We start from the raw sequence: 14,655 nt of genomic DNA, 5'->3' as shown, positions 1-14,655 counted from the left end.
TGGGCTCATAACCCAAAGGTCGCAGGTTCAAATCCTGCCCCCGCAACCAAGGTCCGGTAGTTCAGTTGGTTAGAATGCCTGCCTGTCACGCAGGAGGTCGCGGGTTCGAGTCCCGTCCGGACCGCCATTACATAGTCTATTTGCACAGGATTTCAAATTTGAAATCTTGTTTTTTTATTTTTAAGTACTTTTTTAAAATAAATGAAGCTTAAAAGTGTTAGAAGCACCTCGAATATTTCTTTTTACATCGTATTTTGCTATGATAGGTAGTGTAAATAGATGAAAAGGTGAAGACGATGAATGAGTTTTCTTTAATAGAGGCGATTAAACAAAAAACATATAAACAAGCGTCCTTAGAGCGAGGTATAGGCGACGATACAGCTATTTTCCGAGAGACGGCAGGCGAGCTGGCAGTTGCTGTTGATACATTTGTTGAAGGTGTTCATTTTACAGAAAAAACAATGTCTCCCTTTCAATTAGGCTATCGTGCGTTAGCAGCAAACTTCAGTGACCTTGCTGCGATGGGCGCGTTACCTATGTATTATTTAGTTTCTCTTGTTGTGCCAGATAGGATGAAGGAGTCGAAACTTCTTGAAATATTTAAGGGGATGGAACATTTGTCTAACCGCCATGGTGCTGATTTAATTGGTGGTGACACGGTATCAGGAAAAGACCTTGTTTTATCGGTTACCGTTATTGGGAAAATAGAGAAGGGAAAAGCAAGATACCGAAATTTGGCAAAAGTAGACGATATTGTTTTTGCTACGGGAACATTAGGTGATTCCCGAGCAGGCTTATATATTTTACAGCATGATCTTCAAATTGATGGAAGGGATTATTTCATTAACAGACATCAACTCCCTACCCCTCGAGTAACATTCTCTAATTCACTGAGGAGTATTAAGCGATTAGCTTTAAATGATATTAGCGATGGAATTGGTAATGAAGTTCATGAGATCGCGGAGGAGTCTGGTGTTTCCATTGTATTGGAAGATGAAAAAGTACCAACTCATCCAGGACTAGCTACATTTCCTGCTGAACTGCAACAGAAATGGAAGTATTTTGGCGGAGAAGACTTTGAACTTGTTGGTACGGTTGCAAAGAAAGATTGGCAGACGGTTCAACAGAAGGCGGAAAAATTAAACCTTCGTGTGACTGCAATCGGTCATGTGATGAATAAAGATGAGCATGCCGTATATCTTGATAAGAACGGGAATATAAATAAGTTGTCAAAAGAAGGGTATACACATTTAAAGTAGGTGGATCATTTGAGCTCGATAGAATTTATTGCCCATTCCCTTGAGGAAACAGAAGAGATTGCGATGAGACTCGCTAATCTTTTACAACCTGGTGATTTACTTACCTTGGAAGGTGAGTTAGGCTCAGGCAAAACAACTTTTACTAAAGGATTAGCTAAAGGACTTGGAATTACACGTAATGTAAATAGCCCGACATTCACGATTGTTAAACAATATAAGGGTAGAATCCCCTTATATCATATGGATGTATATCGACTGGAAGATTCAGATGAAGATATCGGTTTTTCGGAATACTTTCATGGTGATGGTGTTTCTGTTGTTGAATGGGCAGAATTTATTAAAGACTATTTACCCGAAGAACGTTTAGAAATAGGTATTGAATATACAGATGATGACCAGGCAAGGAAATTGAAATTTAATGCATTTGGTGATCATTACTGCAGCATTTTATACAAGATGAAGGATTAGAGGTTACGAAATATGAATGTACTTGTCATTGATACATCAAATCATGTTCTCGGTGTAGCAATTATGAAAAATGACCAGGTGATTGGGCAAATCATGACAAATCTGACGAAAAACCACTCCGTACGCTTAATGCCGGCAATCAATCAGTTGATGGCTGAAGTGGGAATGGATGTCGAGGAATTAGATCAGATAGCTGTTGCGAAAGGTCCTGGCTCTTACACTGGAGTACGGATAGGACTTACAACAGCGAAGACACTTGCGTGGGCGCTTGGCGTCCCCATTGTTGGAGTTTCCAGTCTGGAGGCGCTCAGTTACCAGGGACGTTTTTTTGACGGGTTTGTTTGCCCGTTTTTTGATGCGCGCAGAGGGCTCGTTTATACAGGAGTTTATGAATGGAAGAGTGGACAGCTGACGAATCCGGTTCAAGATCAGAATACGTTATTCGTAAATGTTTTGAAAGATTTACAAGCGGAAGGAAAGCCTGTTTTATTTTTAAGCCCAGATATAGCATCATTTAAAGAACTGATTATGGAAACCTTAGGTGATTTGGCTGTTATGCCGGAAGGTCCTTATCATATTACCAACCCCGCACATCTAGGGCTTGCAAGTTTAACAAGGAACCCGGATAATATTCATACACTTGCACCAAATTACTTACGCTTAGCAGAGGCTGAGGCGAACTGGTTAAAAAACCAAAAGGAAAAAAAGAGCAATGGCTAAAATTGTGATACGCAAAATGGAAATCAAAGACGTGCCAGAAGTATTGAAAGTAGAGAAGTCTTCCTTTCCGGTCCCTTGGACATCGGATATCTTTTACCATGAATTAACAGATAATATGCAAGCATTATATTTTGTTGTCGATTATGGTGGTGAAATTATCGGTTATGCCGGGATGTGGATTGTCATAGATGAAGCACAAATTACAAATATTGCTATCTTGCCTGAGTACCGCGGGAAGAAAATAGGAGAGCAATTATTCCATCATTTAATGATGGCAGCAATTCGTATTGGGGCGGTACAGCTCTCTTTGGAGGTTCGAGTTTCCAATATCGTTGCACAGAGAATGTACCGGAAATTCGGACTTCTTCCTGGAGGTATCCGGAAGAATTACTATACAGATGATCAGGAGGATGCTCTTGTGATGTGGGTGAATTTAAAATGAAAAATGAAAAAATCATACTAGGTATTGAAACGAGCTGTGATGAAACAGCAGTTGCTATAGTGAAGAACGGTACGGAAATACTTTCAGACGTAGTTGCATCTCAAATTGAGAGCCATAAACGGTTTGGCGGAGTTGTCCCGGAAATAGCTTCACGCCATCATGTTGAGCAAATAACGATGGTGCTTGAAGAAGCGGTAGAGGAAGCAAACGTGGAATGGAAAGATATTGATGCGATTGCAGTTACAGAAGGGCCTGGTCTTGTAGGAGCTTTGCTCGTTGGTGTGAATGCTGCGAAAGCACTCGCTTTTGCGAAAAAGAAGCCTTTAGTCGGTGTTCAACATATTGCAGGACATATTTATGCTAATCGATTTGAGCAGGAATTTACATTTCCATTGCTTGCTTTAATCGTGTCTGGTGGCCATACCGAACTTGTGTTAATGAAAGAACATGGCGAATTTGAATTGCTCGGTGAGACGCTCGATGACGCCGCTGGTGAGGCTTACGATAAGGTTGCAAGAATGTTAGAATTGCCATATCCCGGAGGCCCTGAGGTAGATCGTTTAGCTGCACTTGGTAAGGAAACAATTGATTTTCCGCGGGCTTGGCTCGATGAAGGCAGTTATGATTTTAGTTTCAGTGGATTAAAATCTGCAGTTATCAATAAAATCCACAATGCGAAACAGCGTGGAGAAACGTTAAAAAAAGAGGACATTGCAGCAAGCTTTCAAGCAAGTGTAATTGAAGTGTTAACAACAAAAACATTACGAGCTGCTAAGGAGAAAAACGTGAAGCAAGTAATTGTTGCGGGCGGAGTTGCAGCAAATCGAGGTTTGCGTACGGAAATGCAAGTCCAGTTTGACGAAGCTGGAATTCCATTACTGATCCCTCCTCTAAATTTATGTACAGATAACGCTGCGATGATAGCTGCTGCTGGAACCATTGCTTTTGAACAAGGAAAACGGGATGGTCTTGATTTGAACGCAAACCCCTCCCTCGAACTCATTTAAGAACAAAGGTGGAAGCGTCCTTGCAGGTTAAGCAAGCGCTTGTCTTCGCAACGCTTCGGACTGTGATTACTCACCCCGCCGAAGAGCGTTTATACTAGCACATCCAGTAGTCGCAGCCACGTCCAAACTGTGTCTGTCAGGATAGAAGGTTGCTCCATATGTGATCGAACTTTCACTCTTTTCTTTGATATAAAGAAAACTAAGAAGATGATCGTGAGTCGATGCCCGCTTTCACTACTTGGGTATAAGAGGGGATAAGCCTTCTTTATCGATTGGACTGGAGTAAGTTTGAAAGTACAGTATCCCTTCTATAATCTTCTATGTTGCGAGAAAGAAATCCCCAGTAGTTGTGGAGTTTATTCACAACTTATGCACAGTCTTGTGGATACAATATCGAATCCTTCTTATACCACTGTTCATGATGTGAATAAAAATGGGATAAAAACTCCCGAAAACTGTGGATAATGTGGGTAGAATTGTTAATGACCATTATAGCGGGCTTTTTTCAATAAATAGCTTGTGGATAATGATTAGAAAAGTTAGATTTCAGAAAAAGAAGTATGGTGATGCAGCAATGACAAAAAAACAGTCCTATTATGTGCAAACCGATTTATTAATCTTAATCGTTTTATTTTTCGTGACCAGTCTTGTAGCTATTTATAATGCGGCACAGTTTGAGCAATATGAAAATGATAATTTTGTCTTTAAACAGATTGTTTGGTTTTCTGTAGGGCTATTATTTGCTGCGTCGGTGCAATTCTTGGACATGGAACAATTGTATAAAGGCAGTGTATATATTTATGCTGCTGGTATTTTATCGTTAATTATATTATATGTCAGTCCATCGTCAATTGCCTACTCCGTGAATGGGGCGAAGAGCTGGTTTAACAATATTGTTCCCGGCGTATCGATCCAGCCGGCAGAGTTCGTTAAGTTGACGACGATATTATATTTATCAGTTATTATCAGTAAGCATAAACAAAAGTTTGAAGAGAGTACGTTAAAGTCAGATACGATGCTCTTGTTGAAAATGGTAGGAATTACGATGCTTCCAGTCGGCTTGATTATGCTGCAGCCTGACTTTGGTACAGCGATGGTTTATTTGTTTATCCTTGGGATGATGATTATTTTTGCAGGAATCAGCTGGAAGATCATTCTTAGTTTAGTAGGGGTTGTCGGTACTTTTTTAGGGGCTGTACTTATTTTTATTGTCCAATTTCCCGCACTTGCTAAATTGGTAGTTGGACCGAGCAGACATTATCAAATCGACCGTATTCTAACATGGTTTGATCCGACACAATCGACCGATTCAGCTAATTGGCATTTTGACCGAGCTTACATGGGACTTGGTTCCGGACAGTTAACTGGGAAAGGTCTTGGCGGAGTCGAGGTGTATTACCCGGAAGCCCAGACGGATTTTATATTCTCAGTAGTTGGGGAGACTTTCGGATTTATTGGTGGATCTTTAGTGATTCTGCTGTACTTTCTGTTAATTTATAAGCTTGTATCGTTAGGGTTAAGCATGGATAAATTTGTTCCATTTGCTTCGTATTTCTGTTTTGGCTTCTTGAGTTTGATACTTGTACACGTGTTTCAAAACATCGGTATGACGATCGGAGTGATGCCGGTGACAGGAATCCCATTACCGCTCATCAGTTACGGGGGGAGTTCGGTGATGGCGACGATGCTCGGGGTCGGAGTTATTTATCGGATAGCTGTGGAATATACAATTCAGAATGATTATTTGTTTAAATAAAAAATGAGCACTCTGCTAAGAGGGTGCTCATTTTTATTTTAGTGGATAAATATAATGGTGTAAATGATGGAGCTTGAAAGGGGGTTATTTCAATCTGTTGCTAAAGCTTTCTGTAGCATGAGCTATGATGATGTGTGCTTGACCGTATTGGTCCATCGCTTGTTTGAAATTACTGAAGAATATTGATAACTTTTTCATTTATACTCCTCCTTTATCTTTACCTATAGTAAGCGTAATAGATAAGGCAATTCAACTCAATCCGAGTGAAATCGATAACATCTCTTAAGAAAACGTGAATATTCTGAATGGAAGCCTTGACATCTTTATTTATCGTATCTTATCGTCTGTTTCCTTCGTTTATAATAAAAAACGAGGAAAAGTTAGGTCCAACTTCTCCCCGTTTTATTTTCGATAGAGACAATCCGATTTCTCCTATTTTCCTCGCTTTGAATTCTGTGTTGTTATAGGAAATGACGAATTCTTCATCAAGCGCTGGAATATGTCGAAGCTCATGGATAAGAAATCCATTTAATGTATCAAAATCATGATTGGTAAACCGATGGCAAGCATTTCATCCAATTGATACAAGCCGATTGTCCTTTTAACCAAGTATTCATTTGTTCCGATTTCCTTGAACTCTTTGTTTATGTCTGGATGTTCCTTTAATAGAATATCTTCACTGGAAATTTCGCCGACAATCTCTTCCTCAATCGTTACTAAGCCTTCTGTTCCGCCATTTTCATCAAGAACGATTGCAATATGGGTGTTTTGCTTTTTCATACTGGCAAATAATTCATCAATCTTACGTGTTTCGATGACAAAGTGCGGTTTCCGTATTACACTTTTTTAGGATAAACTTCTTGTGACCGGTTTCTGGTTGTTGTTTTACCTTATTATCGTTTAGCCCGAAGAGTGCAATTTCAGAAGCGGCAAAAAATGCGTTAATGAGTATAAGAACGATAAGTGTTGCGATTGCTATTGTCATCTGGCCAACCTCCAATAAATTGTATTTTTACTCATCCGAATGAATTTCATAATTACCAAAGTCGGCTTTCCATCACCATCTGTAGTTGGGAACGAACCAACTCAACTACAGATGGTGATGGTGAAGCATTAAGTACGTATTATGAAATTCATTAATCCTGTAAATTTGCCCAACTCTCCATTAGTTCTTCTAATTTGTCATTCAGCTCGTTCACTTGTTTCGTTAATTCCAGTGCTTTCTCATGATCTTGGAATACTTCAGGCTTAGTCATTTCTTCTTCAAGGTTTGCAATTTCTAATTCCTTTTCTTCAATGGCAGTTTCAAGCTGTGCGATTTTTCTATCGCGCTTTCGTTTCTCGCTTTGTAGCTGTTTCTCTTCCTGAAAACTGCGACGCCTATTATCGGTGTTTGGCTTATCCTCTTTTTGCTGGGAAAGCCTGATAAATTCTTTTTCTTCTTCTGTTTTTTCAAGATAATAGTCATAATCTCCGAGATAAATCTTGATTCCATCCTTACTCATCTGTGCAACTTGGTCTGTAATCCGATTGATGAAATAACGGTCATGGGAAACGAAAAGAATTGTTCCAGGGTATCCCATGAGTGCTGCTTCCAGTACTTCTTTACTGTCGATATCCAAATGGTTTGTCGGTTCGTCTAGAATAAGCAGATTAGCTTTCTGCATCATTAGTTTCGCAAGGGCGAGTCTCGCTTTTTCTCCGCCACTTAACGTATTTACCGGCTTTAAGACATCATCTCCACTAAACAAAAAGTTACCCAGCACTGTTCTGATATCTTTTTCCATTACGAGCGGATATTCATCCCAAAGTTCCTGGAGGATTGTTTTATTCGAGGAAAGATCTGCCTGCTCTTGGTCGTAATAGCCAACTTTCACATTTGTCCCAAGCTCAAAGATTCCCTTTGTTGCCTGGAGTTTCCCAATAAGTATTTTAAGTAAACTCGTTTTGCCAACCCCGTTTGGCCCGATAAGAACGACCCGCTCCCCGCGTGTGATTCTTAGATTCGCCTGTTTAAAGGTATACTCTTCCTCGTCCGGATAACGGAGGGCGAGGTCTTCAATCTTCAAGACATCATTCCCGCTTCTCCTTTCTATATCAAAAGAAAAGGACATGGATGCCTCGTCTCCGAGCGGCCTGTCCATCCGTTCCATTCGCTCAAGCTGTTTCCGTCTGCTCTGAGCTCGTTTCGTCGTCGAAGCGCGGGCGATATTACGCTGGACGAAATCTTCCATCCGTTTAATTTCTGTTTGTTGTTTCTCGAACTCTTTCCGTTCCCGTTCATAATCAGCTGCTTTTTGTTCAAGAAATTTACTATATGTCCCGTGGTATTTCTTCGTCTGATGTCTTGAAATCTCATAGACTAGTGTTACAGTCTTGTCCAAAAAGTAACGGTCGTGGGAAACAATGACAATAGCCCCTGGATAGCTGTTTAAGTAAGATTCGAGCCAACCTAATGTTTCGATATCCAAATGGTTTGTCGGCTCGTCAAGAAGCAGAAGCTGTGGCTTTTGCAGGAGCAGCTTCCCAAGTGCAAGCCTTGTTTTCTGCCCGCCACTCAATTCACTGATCATCGTATTGTAATCATAATCTTGGAAATTGAGTCCATGCAATACCGCTTTAATCTCTGCTTCATACGTATAACCGCCGCCAGTTTCAAAGGCGTGCTGCAACCGATCATATTCTGTCAGTAAGTTTTGGTAATCAGCTTCCGAGAGTAAGTCGGTGGTTTGCAACTGCTCTTCTATATGACGTAATTTTCCTTCTTGTTTTTTTAAATCGTCAAATACCGTGACAAGTTCATTCCAGATTGTTTTACCGGATTGCAGTTCCATATGTTGGGAAAGGTATCCAATCGTCAGCTCTTTCGGCTTAATCAGCTCACCCGTGTCATAGGAGAGATCTCCAGCCATTATTTTTAATAAGGTAGATTTACCTGCCCCGTTTCTCCCGACAATCGCTATTCGATCGAGATCTTTTACCTCAAGTTTTACATTTGATAAAATGGTTTCCGAACCAAAAGATTTCGAAAGTCCATTCATTTGCATTAAAATCATACATTCACCCCATTATATGTATTGTAACGTAAATATCGACAGAAGGAAATTACTTGTGAAAATCATCACGACATTTTGTCCATTTTCTGTTAGAATAGACCATACAACTACTAAATAATTCGTATATCATGAAATGAGGAGCAGATATGAAACAAAATAAAATACCACAAGCAACAGCAAAGCGGCTTCCGTTGTATTATCGTTATTTAAACACTTTAAATCAACAAGGGAAGAACCGGGTTTCGTCAAAGGATCTCTCTGAAGCGATTAAAGTTGACTCTGCCACGATTCGTCGTGACTTTTCATACTTTGGTGCATTAGGGAAGAAAGGTTATGGCTATAATGTCGAATATTTGCTTGGTTTTTTCCGCAGTACGCTTGACCAGCATGAAATGACAGAGGTAGCTTTAATCGGTGTCGGTAATCTAGGTACCGCTTTTTTAAATTATAACTTTACAAAAAATAATAATATCCAAATAAAAATGGCCTTTGACAGTGATGAAAACAAGATAGGCCAAATTGTAGGTGGCGTTCCGGTTTATGCGATTGGTGAAATGATGGAGAGAATCGAGGGGATCTCCGTTGCAATTCTTACCGTCCCTGTATCAGAAGCAGATGCGATTACAGAGAAATTAGTGAAAGCAGGGATTGAAGGTATCTTGAACTTCACACCTGTTCGGATTACGGTGCCAGATAATGTACGCGTTCATCATATTGACTTAGCCGTTGAACTGCAGGCACTTGTTTATTTCTTGAAGCATTATCCACTCGAGTCAAACTAGGATATATACATAGAGAAACAGGAAATTGAAGAGAAACTGGAGAAAAATGTAGGGGTGTGGAAGACGTGTCGAATCGTAAATTATTGGCAGGAGTGCTGGTTATCTTCTCCTGTCTGTTTTTGGCGGCTTGCTCGGATGATTCAGAGAATGAGGAAACGGCAGAGCAAAACGTAGAAGCAACGGAAGATGTATTCTATTCTGTCTTGGAGTCTAATGTGAAGGCTTTGATGGAAAAAGACTTGGACGGTTATATGGAGACAATCCACCCGTATTCACCAGCTTATGACTCAACGGAAGAGACGATTCAAGAATTCTTTGAGTTCTCTCTCGATATCGAGCTGAACGATCTGGAAGTGAAAGAACAGTCAGATGACAGGGCAGTCGTTGCTTACGCGCAGCGCACCGTCGATAAGGACGGGAGCGAATTCGAGAACAATGAAACGATAGGGGAGCATGTTCTTCAGTTGGATGATGGAAAATGGAAGATTTATGAATCGGAAATTATCGAGGTTAATCCACTTCCTGCAGAAAGGGAAGCAATCGAAATAACTGGGGATTATGCAAATGAAATTACCAGTCTTCCAACACCATTTGAGGAAGAAGAATGGCTGCTTGCAAGCTACGAAGAAGGGGAAGGCGAAACAACAGCTGAATATATCCCAGTTGATGAAAACTTAGGAAATTACAGTGCAATCATCACTTATGATTACTATGAGAATGGTAACGAAATTAGTGGGCTTGCGAATTTCATCAGTGTACTGGAGTTAAGTTTAGAAGATATGACAACAGGTGAATTTGAATTTGAACGTTTCGGTGCAACGGAGAGCGAAGTGATGTATCAATTCCGTGTGGACGGAGATGCGACGGAGCCGAACCAAGAAGAAATTGGACGTATATTCGTTAAGGAAAATGATTTATATGTCGTACGTTATACGGTGATGGAAGAGTCGATTGAAGACGTTGATGAAATCATTGAGATGTTACAGGAAATACAATAGGAAAAAATGGAAGATGACTTTTGATATGAAGTCATCTTCCATTTCTTTATATGCAACTAAATAAAATAGTCTGCAGTTGTTCGAGCTGATCTAACATTTTTTGGATTTCCTCCGGTGTTAAGTTGTACTGCTTATAAACAACATAAGAATTCATCCCCGCGTGGACGATAATCGGAACAATAATCCGTTTTGTTTTTACATAAAGGAAAGCAAATACAAGTCCCATAGCGGTATACATAAGAAGATGGGAAAAATCTACATGAAAAGCAGCAAAGACAAGCGCTGATAGTATAGCGGCGAAAAAGAAGTTCATCCGCTTATAGAGGCTCCCGAAGATAATCTTTCTAAAAATTATCTCCTCAAGGATTGGCGCAATAATTGCTGGTACCAAAATAAAGAGTACATTTGTCCGGGCATATTCCATGATTCCCATTGTATTCTCCGATCCTGCTGGGATGCCGAGAATAAAGACTTCAATCATAGCGGCGATGCCTTGAGCAAAGAAAGCTAGAAACACCCCAAGGATCGACCAAAGAATCACAGAAGAAGCAGGGGAAGCATCTCGATGTGCCGGTTTCTGCATGTCTGGTCTCATCAGCCATAACGTAACGAGCATTCCAGCAGTAAAACTGAAGATCGTCCAATAAATCATATATTGTGAATAACTTTCAGGAAAATATAATTCAATATACAATGCCACCGGAAGCGCAGAAAACTGCATAATCAAATACGTAACAATCACATACCAATATCTCTTCGGCAAAACAAAACGACTCCTTTTATCATAAATTCACACAAACGTATTTTAACACAAATCGGGGCGGGGGGTCAGAGTATTGGTCCCACTTTTATCCCGGTGTAACCGTCCGTAAAATTCCCACCGAATGAAGTTTCACTTTATCTTATCTATACCCAATTATATGTATAAGTCTCCAATAATATCTATTTCCAACTCCTTTTCCAGATCAGAATTAAAAAATAGTAAAAAGACAGATACATTGCTTGCATTTTTTTAACTTATTACTTATTATATTAATTGTGATTAGCACTCGCTGCGGTTGAGTGCTAACAAAAAATAGACTTTAGAATCAAGGAGGAGTTCTAGATGATTAAACCATTAGGAGATCGTGTTGTTATCGAACTTGTAGAGCAAGAAGAAACAACAGCAAGCGGGATTGTACTTCCAGACTCTGCACAGGAAAAGCCACAAGAAGGTAATGTAGTAGCGGTAGGTTCTGGCCGTGTAACAGACAGTGGTGAAAAGATTGCTCTTGAAGTGTCTGAAGGAGACCGCATTATTTTCTCTAAGTTTGCTGGAACAGAAGTGAAATACGGCGGGAAAGAATATTTGATTCTACGAGAAAGCGATATTCTAGCTGTTATTTCATAATTTAAATTACCTATACTTAAGATACTTAAACATACATTTATAATTAAAACTAGGGAGGAATTGTAACCATGGCAAAAGATATTAAATTCAGTGAAGATGCACGCCGCGCATTAGCTCGTGGAGTAAATACATTAGCAGATGCAGTAAAAGTTACACTTGGACCAAAAGGACGTAACGTTGTACTGGATAAGAAATTCGGCGCACCATTAATTACAAACGACGGTGTAACAATCGCAAAAGAAATCGAATTGGAAGATCAATTCGAGAACATGGGGGCACAGCTCGTATCTGAAGTTGCTTCCAAAACAAATGATGTAGCAGGCGACGGTACAACAACAGCTACACTTCTTGCACAAGCAATGATCCGTGAAGGACTGAAAAACGTAACTTCTGGTGCGAACCCAGTAGGTATTCGCCGCGGAATTGAAAAAGCAGTTCAAGCCGCAGTAGAAGAATTACAAAATGTTTCTAAATCTGTAGAGAACAAAGAATCCATTGCACAAGTTGCAGCAATCTCTGCTAACGACGATGAAGTAGGCGAGTTAATTGCTGAAGCGATGGAGCGTGTTGGGAAAGACGGCGTTATTACAATCGAAGAGTCAAGAGGATTCAACACAGAGCTTGACGTTGTAGAAGGTATGCAATTTGACCGTGGATATGCTTCCCCGTACATGGTAACAGACCAAGATAAAATGGAGGCAGTTCTTGAAGATCCATACATTCTAATTACAGATAAGAAAATCAGCAACATCCAAGAAGTACTACCAGTTCTTGAGCAAGTTGTTCAGCAAGGCAAGCCATTACTTCTTATCGCTGAAGACGTTGAAGGTGAAGCACTTGCAACATTAGTTGTGAACAAGCTTCGCGGAACGTTTAACGCAGTTGCAGTTAAAGCACCAGGATTCGGTGACCGTCGTAAAGCAATGCTTGAAGACATCGGTACGTTAACTGGCGGGGAAGTAATTACAGAAGATCTAGGACTTGATCTGAAGAGCACTACAATCGAACAGCTTGGACGTGCTGCTAAGGTTGTTGTAACAAAAGAAAACACAACAATCGTTGAAGGTTCTGGCAGCCCAGACCAAATCGCAGGCCGTGTAGCACAAATCCGTGCACAAGTAGAAGAAACTACTTCTGAATTCGATAAAGAAAAATTACAAGAGCGTCTAGCGAAACTTGCAGGCGGTGTTGCAGTAATTAAAGTAGGAGCTGCAACGGAAACGGAATTGAAAGAGCGTAAACTTCGTATTGAAGACGCACTAAACTCTACACGCGCAGCAGTAGAAGAAGGTATTGTTGCCGGTGGAGGTACTGCACTTCTTGAAGTGTACAAGAAAGTAAACGAACTTGCACTTGAAGGCGACGAAGCAACTGGTGTCAGCATCGTACTTCGCGCAATCGAAGAACCAGTTCGTCAAATCGCAGACAACGCAGGTCTTGAAGGCTCCATCGTTGTTGAACGCTTGAAAGGCGAAGAAAAGGGCATCGGCTTCAACGCAGCTACGAACGAGTGGGTAAACATGATCGAAGCTGGTATCGTAGACCCTGCAAAAGTTACACGTTCTGCACTGCAAAACGCAGCATCTGTAGCGGCTATGTTCTTGACTACTGAGGCTGTAGTTGCGGATCAGCCAGAAGAAAATGCACCTGCAATGCCTGACATGGGCGGTATGGGTGGAATGGGCGGCATGATGTAAGTTAAACTCATAAGTGTTGATATATCAATGCTTAAAGGTCATTTACTTGCAACAGACCACCGAATAAACCACCAAAATTAATCTAAAAGATTTTTCGAGAGGTCTTTCATTAAGTTACTGAACTTAGTGGAGGCCTCTTTTTTCATGTTCTTTGTCATGTGAGCGTAAATATCCATTGTAGTTTGAATATCACTATGCCCTAATCGTTCTTGAATTTCTTTAATATGAACACCAGCTTCAATTAATAATGATGTGTGGGTATGTCTGAATGAATGTGGTGTAATAACCTTCTTGAGCAACTCTTCTTTTTCCTCTTTCTCCATTGTACTTATTGTTTTCTTAAGTAGTCGCTGCAATCGAATTGCAATAGCTTTTATAGTTTTAGGATAACCTTCATTTGTAGTAAAAATAAAACCATTATCATTATAGAGTGACCCGTTCTCTTCCTTAATAATGTCTTGCTCTTCTTTGTGAAGTTCAAAGAGATTAATCACTAATGGATCTATGCTTATTGTTCGGTGTGAAGTTACTGTTTTAGGGCTAAGCACTTCATATTTTAATTTGTTATTTGTTGCATTGAAATATGTTCGATAAACGGTAAGAGTGTGGTTTGTAAAGTCAATATCTCTCCACTTCAAAGAGACCAGCTCTCCGACACGTAGCCCAGTATAAGCCAGTGTTGCGAAAGTAAGTAAGTCACCTTCTAAGCCTTCATCTTTAGTTATTGATAAGAAAAGTTCTAACTCATCTTTTTCTAGGTACTTATCTTCAATCGAATTTCCTCTTTCAAGTTCTTCTACAGTTATCTTTTTCTTGGGCATTTTGGATCTACGTCAATATTTAGGTCACATTTAAGTTAGTTTTTTAGTTGTGCTTTGAAGCTTATTTGAATAGATATCTGAAGGCTTGACATGGAGCCTCTGTGTGCGTGGTGATTTGCGAAAGACGAAAGGTGTAACCGTCAAGTAGAATTAAGCAGTTTTTCACAATTAACACTCAACAGGTTTCCCCAATTAAGATTCAACACCTGTTTCTTGAAACAAAGCACGTCTGTACTTCATTCTGATGCTGTCTTGGTTC

17 protein-coding genes and 1 tRNA gene are annotated in these 14,655 nt (G+C 40.2%); 12 read left to right on the top strand and 6 right to left on the bottom strand.

Going from position 1 to position 14,655, the window contains the following annotated elements:
- The first annotated feature begins 50 nt into the window (after nt 1-50).
- From L3V42_RS17715 to L3V42_RS17685, 7 genes are all read left to right on the top strand, one after another.
- Nucleotides 51-127 (top strand) — tRNA-Asp (locus L3V42_RS17715).
- A gap of 169 nt (nt 128-296) precedes the next feature.
- A complete protein-coding gene (gene thiL, locus L3V42_RS17710; protein ID WP_238472596.1) occupies nt 297-1,259 on the top strand; it encodes a thiamine-phosphate kinase in 963 nt (320 codons plus the stop codon).
- A gap of 9 nt (nt 1,260-1,268) precedes the next feature.
- Nucleotides 1,269-1,727: a tRNA (adenosine(37)-N6)-threonylcarbamoyltransferase complex ATPase subunit type 1 TsaE gene (tsaE, locus tag L3V42_RS17705; RefSeq protein WP_235762291.1), complete on the top strand. Its 459-nt coding sequence runs from the start codon at nt 1,269-1,271 to the stop codon at nt 1,725-1,727.
- Nucleotides 1,728-1,739: 12 nt separating this feature from the next.
- Entirely contained in the window at nt 1,740-2,447 is a 708-nt protein-coding gene (gene tsaB / locus L3V42_RS17700) for a tRNA (adenosine(37)-N6)-threonylcarbamoyltransferase complex dimerization subunit type 1 TsaB (protein ID WP_235762290.1), read from the top strand.
- Nucleotides 2,440-2,889: a ribosomal protein S18-alanine N-acetyltransferase gene (gene rimI / locus L3V42_RS17695; RefSeq protein ID WP_238472595.1), complete on the top strand. Its 450-nt coding sequence runs from the start codon at nt 2,440-2,442 to the stop codon at nt 2,887-2,889. Before tsaB ends, rimI begins: the two co-directional genes overlap by 8 nt.
- Nucleotides 2,886-3,896, top strand: coding sequence for a tRNA (adenosine(37)-N6)-threonylcarbamoyltransferase complex transferase subunit TsaD (gene tsaD / locus L3V42_RS17690; protein ID WP_238472594.1), 1,011 nt, complete (start codon nt 2,886-2,888; stop codon nt 3,894-3,896). Before rimI ends, tsaD begins: the two co-directional genes overlap by 4 nt.
- 574 nt (nt 3,897-4,470) lie before the next feature.
- Nucleotides 4,471-5,652 (top strand): FtsW/RodA/SpoVE family cell cycle protein, encoded by a 1,182-nt coding sequence (locus L3V42_RS17685; RefSeq protein ID WP_235762287.1) that lies wholly within the window; start codon nt 4,471-4,473, stop codon nt 5,650-5,652.
- A 337-nt stretch (nt 5,653-5,989) separates the two neighbouring features.
- On the opposite strand, the gene L3V42_RS18610 is transcribed toward L3V42_RS17685, so the two are convergent.
- Genes L3V42_RS18610 through L3V42_RS17675 form a run of 3 tightly spaced genes read right to left on the bottom strand, consistent with a single transcriptional unit; the run spans nt 5,990 to nt 6,637 of the window.
- Nucleotides 5,990-6,151 (bottom strand): hypothetical protein, encoded by a 162-nt coding sequence (locus L3V42_RS18610; protein WP_369412921.1) that lies wholly within the window; start codon nt 6,149-6,151, stop codon nt 5,990-5,992.
- Nucleotides 6,152-6,180: 29 nt separating this feature from the next.
- On the bottom strand, nt 6,181-6,432 hold the full coding sequence (locus L3V42_RS17680) for a hypothetical protein (protein WP_235762286.1): 252 nt from the start codon (nt 6,430-6,432) through the stop codon (nt 6,181-6,183).
- 22 nt (nt 6,433-6,454) lie between these two features.
- The gene (locus L3V42_RS17675) at nt 6,455-6,637 is read right to left on the bottom strand and encodes a CNNM domain-containing protein (RefSeq protein WP_235762285.1); all 183 of its coding nucleotides are present in this window, start codon (nt 6,635-6,637) and stop codon (nt 6,455-6,457) included.
- Here L3V42_RS17675 and L3V42_RS17670 point away from each other — a divergent pair.
- Nucleotides 6,631-6,792, top strand: coding sequence for a hypothetical protein (locus L3V42_RS17670; protein WP_235762284.1), 162 nt, complete (start codon nt 6,631-6,633; stop codon nt 6,790-6,792). The two genes, L3V42_RS17675 and L3V42_RS17670, sit on opposite strands and share 7 nt — an antisense overlap.
- Here the strand turns inward: L3V42_RS17670 and L3V42_RS17665 are convergent.
- Nucleotides 6,789-8,708, bottom strand: a complete 1,920-nt coding sequence (locus tag L3V42_RS17665) for an ABC-F family ATP-binding cassette domain-containing protein (RefSeq protein WP_235762283.1) — start codon at nt 8,706-8,708, stop codon at nt 6,789-6,791. The genes L3V42_RS17670 and L3V42_RS17665 overlap by 4 nt on opposite strands.
- Before the next feature lie 146 nt (nt 8,709-8,854).
- Between L3V42_RS17665 and L3V42_RS17660 the strand changes: the two genes are divergently transcribed.
- Together L3V42_RS17660 and L3V42_RS17655 are read left to right on the top strand one after the other, a co-directional pair.
- Nucleotides 8,855-9,490: a redox-sensing transcriptional repressor Rex gene (locus L3V42_RS17660; protein WP_235762282.1), complete on the top strand. Its 636-nt coding sequence runs from the start codon at nt 8,855-8,857 to the stop codon at nt 9,488-9,490.
- 65 nt (nt 9,491-9,555) lie between these two features.
- Complete coding sequence (locus tag L3V42_RS17655) at nt 9,556-10,488, top strand: hypothetical protein (protein ID WP_235762281.1); 933 nt, start codon at nt 9,556-9,558, stop codon at nt 10,486-10,488.
- 46 nt (nt 10,489-10,534) lie between these two features.
- Here the strand turns inward: L3V42_RS17655 and L3V42_RS17650 are convergent, their stop codons facing one another.
- Nucleotides 10,535-11,251: a CPBP family intramembrane glutamic endopeptidase gene (locus L3V42_RS17650; protein WP_235762280.1), complete on the bottom strand. Its 717-nt coding sequence runs from the start codon at nt 11,249-11,251 to the stop codon at nt 10,535-10,537.
- A 342-nt stretch (nt 11,252-11,593) separates the two neighbouring features.
- Here L3V42_RS17650 and groES point away from each other — a divergent pair, with 342 nt between their 5' ends.
- Both groES and groL read left to right on the top strand, forming a co-directional pair.
- A complete protein-coding gene (groES, locus tag L3V42_RS17645; protein WP_156856926.1) occupies nt 11,594-11,878 on the top strand; it encodes a co-chaperone GroES in 285 nt (94 codons plus the stop codon).
- Nucleotides 11,879-11,946: 68 nt separating this feature from the next.
- Nucleotides 11,947-13,575, top strand: coding sequence for a chaperonin GroEL (gene groL / locus L3V42_RS17640; RefSeq protein ID WP_235762279.1), 1,629 nt, complete (start codon nt 11,947-11,949; stop codon nt 13,573-13,575).
- Between the two features lie 77 nt (nt 13,576-13,652).
- On the opposite strand, the gene L3V42_RS17635 is transcribed toward groL, so the two are convergent.
- Entirely contained in the window at nt 13,653-14,396 is a 744-nt protein-coding gene (locus tag L3V42_RS17635) for a tyrosine-type recombinase/integrase (protein ID WP_238472593.1), read from the bottom strand.
- Between the last annotated feature and the right edge of the window lie 259 nt (nt 14,397-14,655).

Source organism: Oceanobacillus alkalisoli, from assembly GCF_022213125.1.
In the GTDB taxonomy this organism is placed as follows: Bacteria; Bacillota; Bacilli; order Bacillales; family Amphibacillaceae; genus Oceanobacillus; species Oceanobacillus alkalisoli.
This window is presented reverse-complemented; position numbering and strand designations above follow the sequence as displayed.

What these genes read in the sequence shown, in the direction of transcription:
- L3V42_RS17685 (WP_235762287.1), top strand. Translation starts at nt 4,471, where the DNA reads ATGACAAAAAAACAGTCCTATTATGTGCAAACCGATTTATTAATCTTA.
- tsaD (WP_238472594.1), top strand. Translation starts at nt 2,886, where the DNA reads ATGAAAAATGAAAAAATCATACTAGGTATTGAAACGAGCTGTGATGAA.
- groL (WP_235762279.1), top strand. Translation starts at nt 11,947, where the DNA reads ATGGCAAAAGATATTAAATTCAGTGAAGATGCACGCCGCGCATTAGCT.
- groES (WP_156856926.1), top strand. Translation starts at nt 11,594, where the DNA reads ATGATTAAACCATTAGGAGATCGTGTTGTTATCGAACTTGTAGAGCAA.
- L3V42_RS17660 (WP_235762282.1), top strand. Translation starts at nt 8,855, where the DNA reads ATGAAACAAAATAAAATACCACAAGCAACAGCAAAGCGGCTTCCGTTG.
- L3V42_RS17665 (WP_235762283.1), bottom strand. Translation starts at nt 8,708, where the DNA reads ATGATTTTAATGCAAATGAATGGACTTTCGAAATCTTTTGGTTCGGAA.
- rimI (WP_238472595.1), top strand. Translation starts at nt 2,440, where the DNA reads ATGGCTAAAATTGTGATACGCAAAATGGAAATCAAAGACGTGCCAGAA.
- L3V42_RS17635 (WP_238472593.1), bottom strand. Translation starts at nt 14,396, where the DNA reads ATGCCCAAGAAAAAGATAACTGTAGAAGAACTTGAAAGAGGAAATTCG.
- L3V42_RS17680 (WP_235762286.1), bottom strand. Translation starts at nt 6,432, where the DNA reads ATGAAAAAGCAAAACACCCATATTGCAATCGTTCTTGATGAAAATGGC.
- thiL (WP_238472596.1), top strand. Translation starts at nt 297, where the DNA reads ATGAATGAGTTTTCTTTAATAGAGGCGATTAAACAAAAAACATATAAA.
- tsaB (WP_235762290.1), top strand. Translation starts at nt 1,740, where the DNA reads ATGAATGTACTTGTCATTGATACATCAAATCATGTTCTCGGTGTAGCA.
- L3V42_RS17675 (WP_235762285.1), bottom strand. Translation starts at nt 6,637, where the DNA reads ATGACAATAGCAATCGCAACACTTATCGTTCTTATACTCATTAACGCA.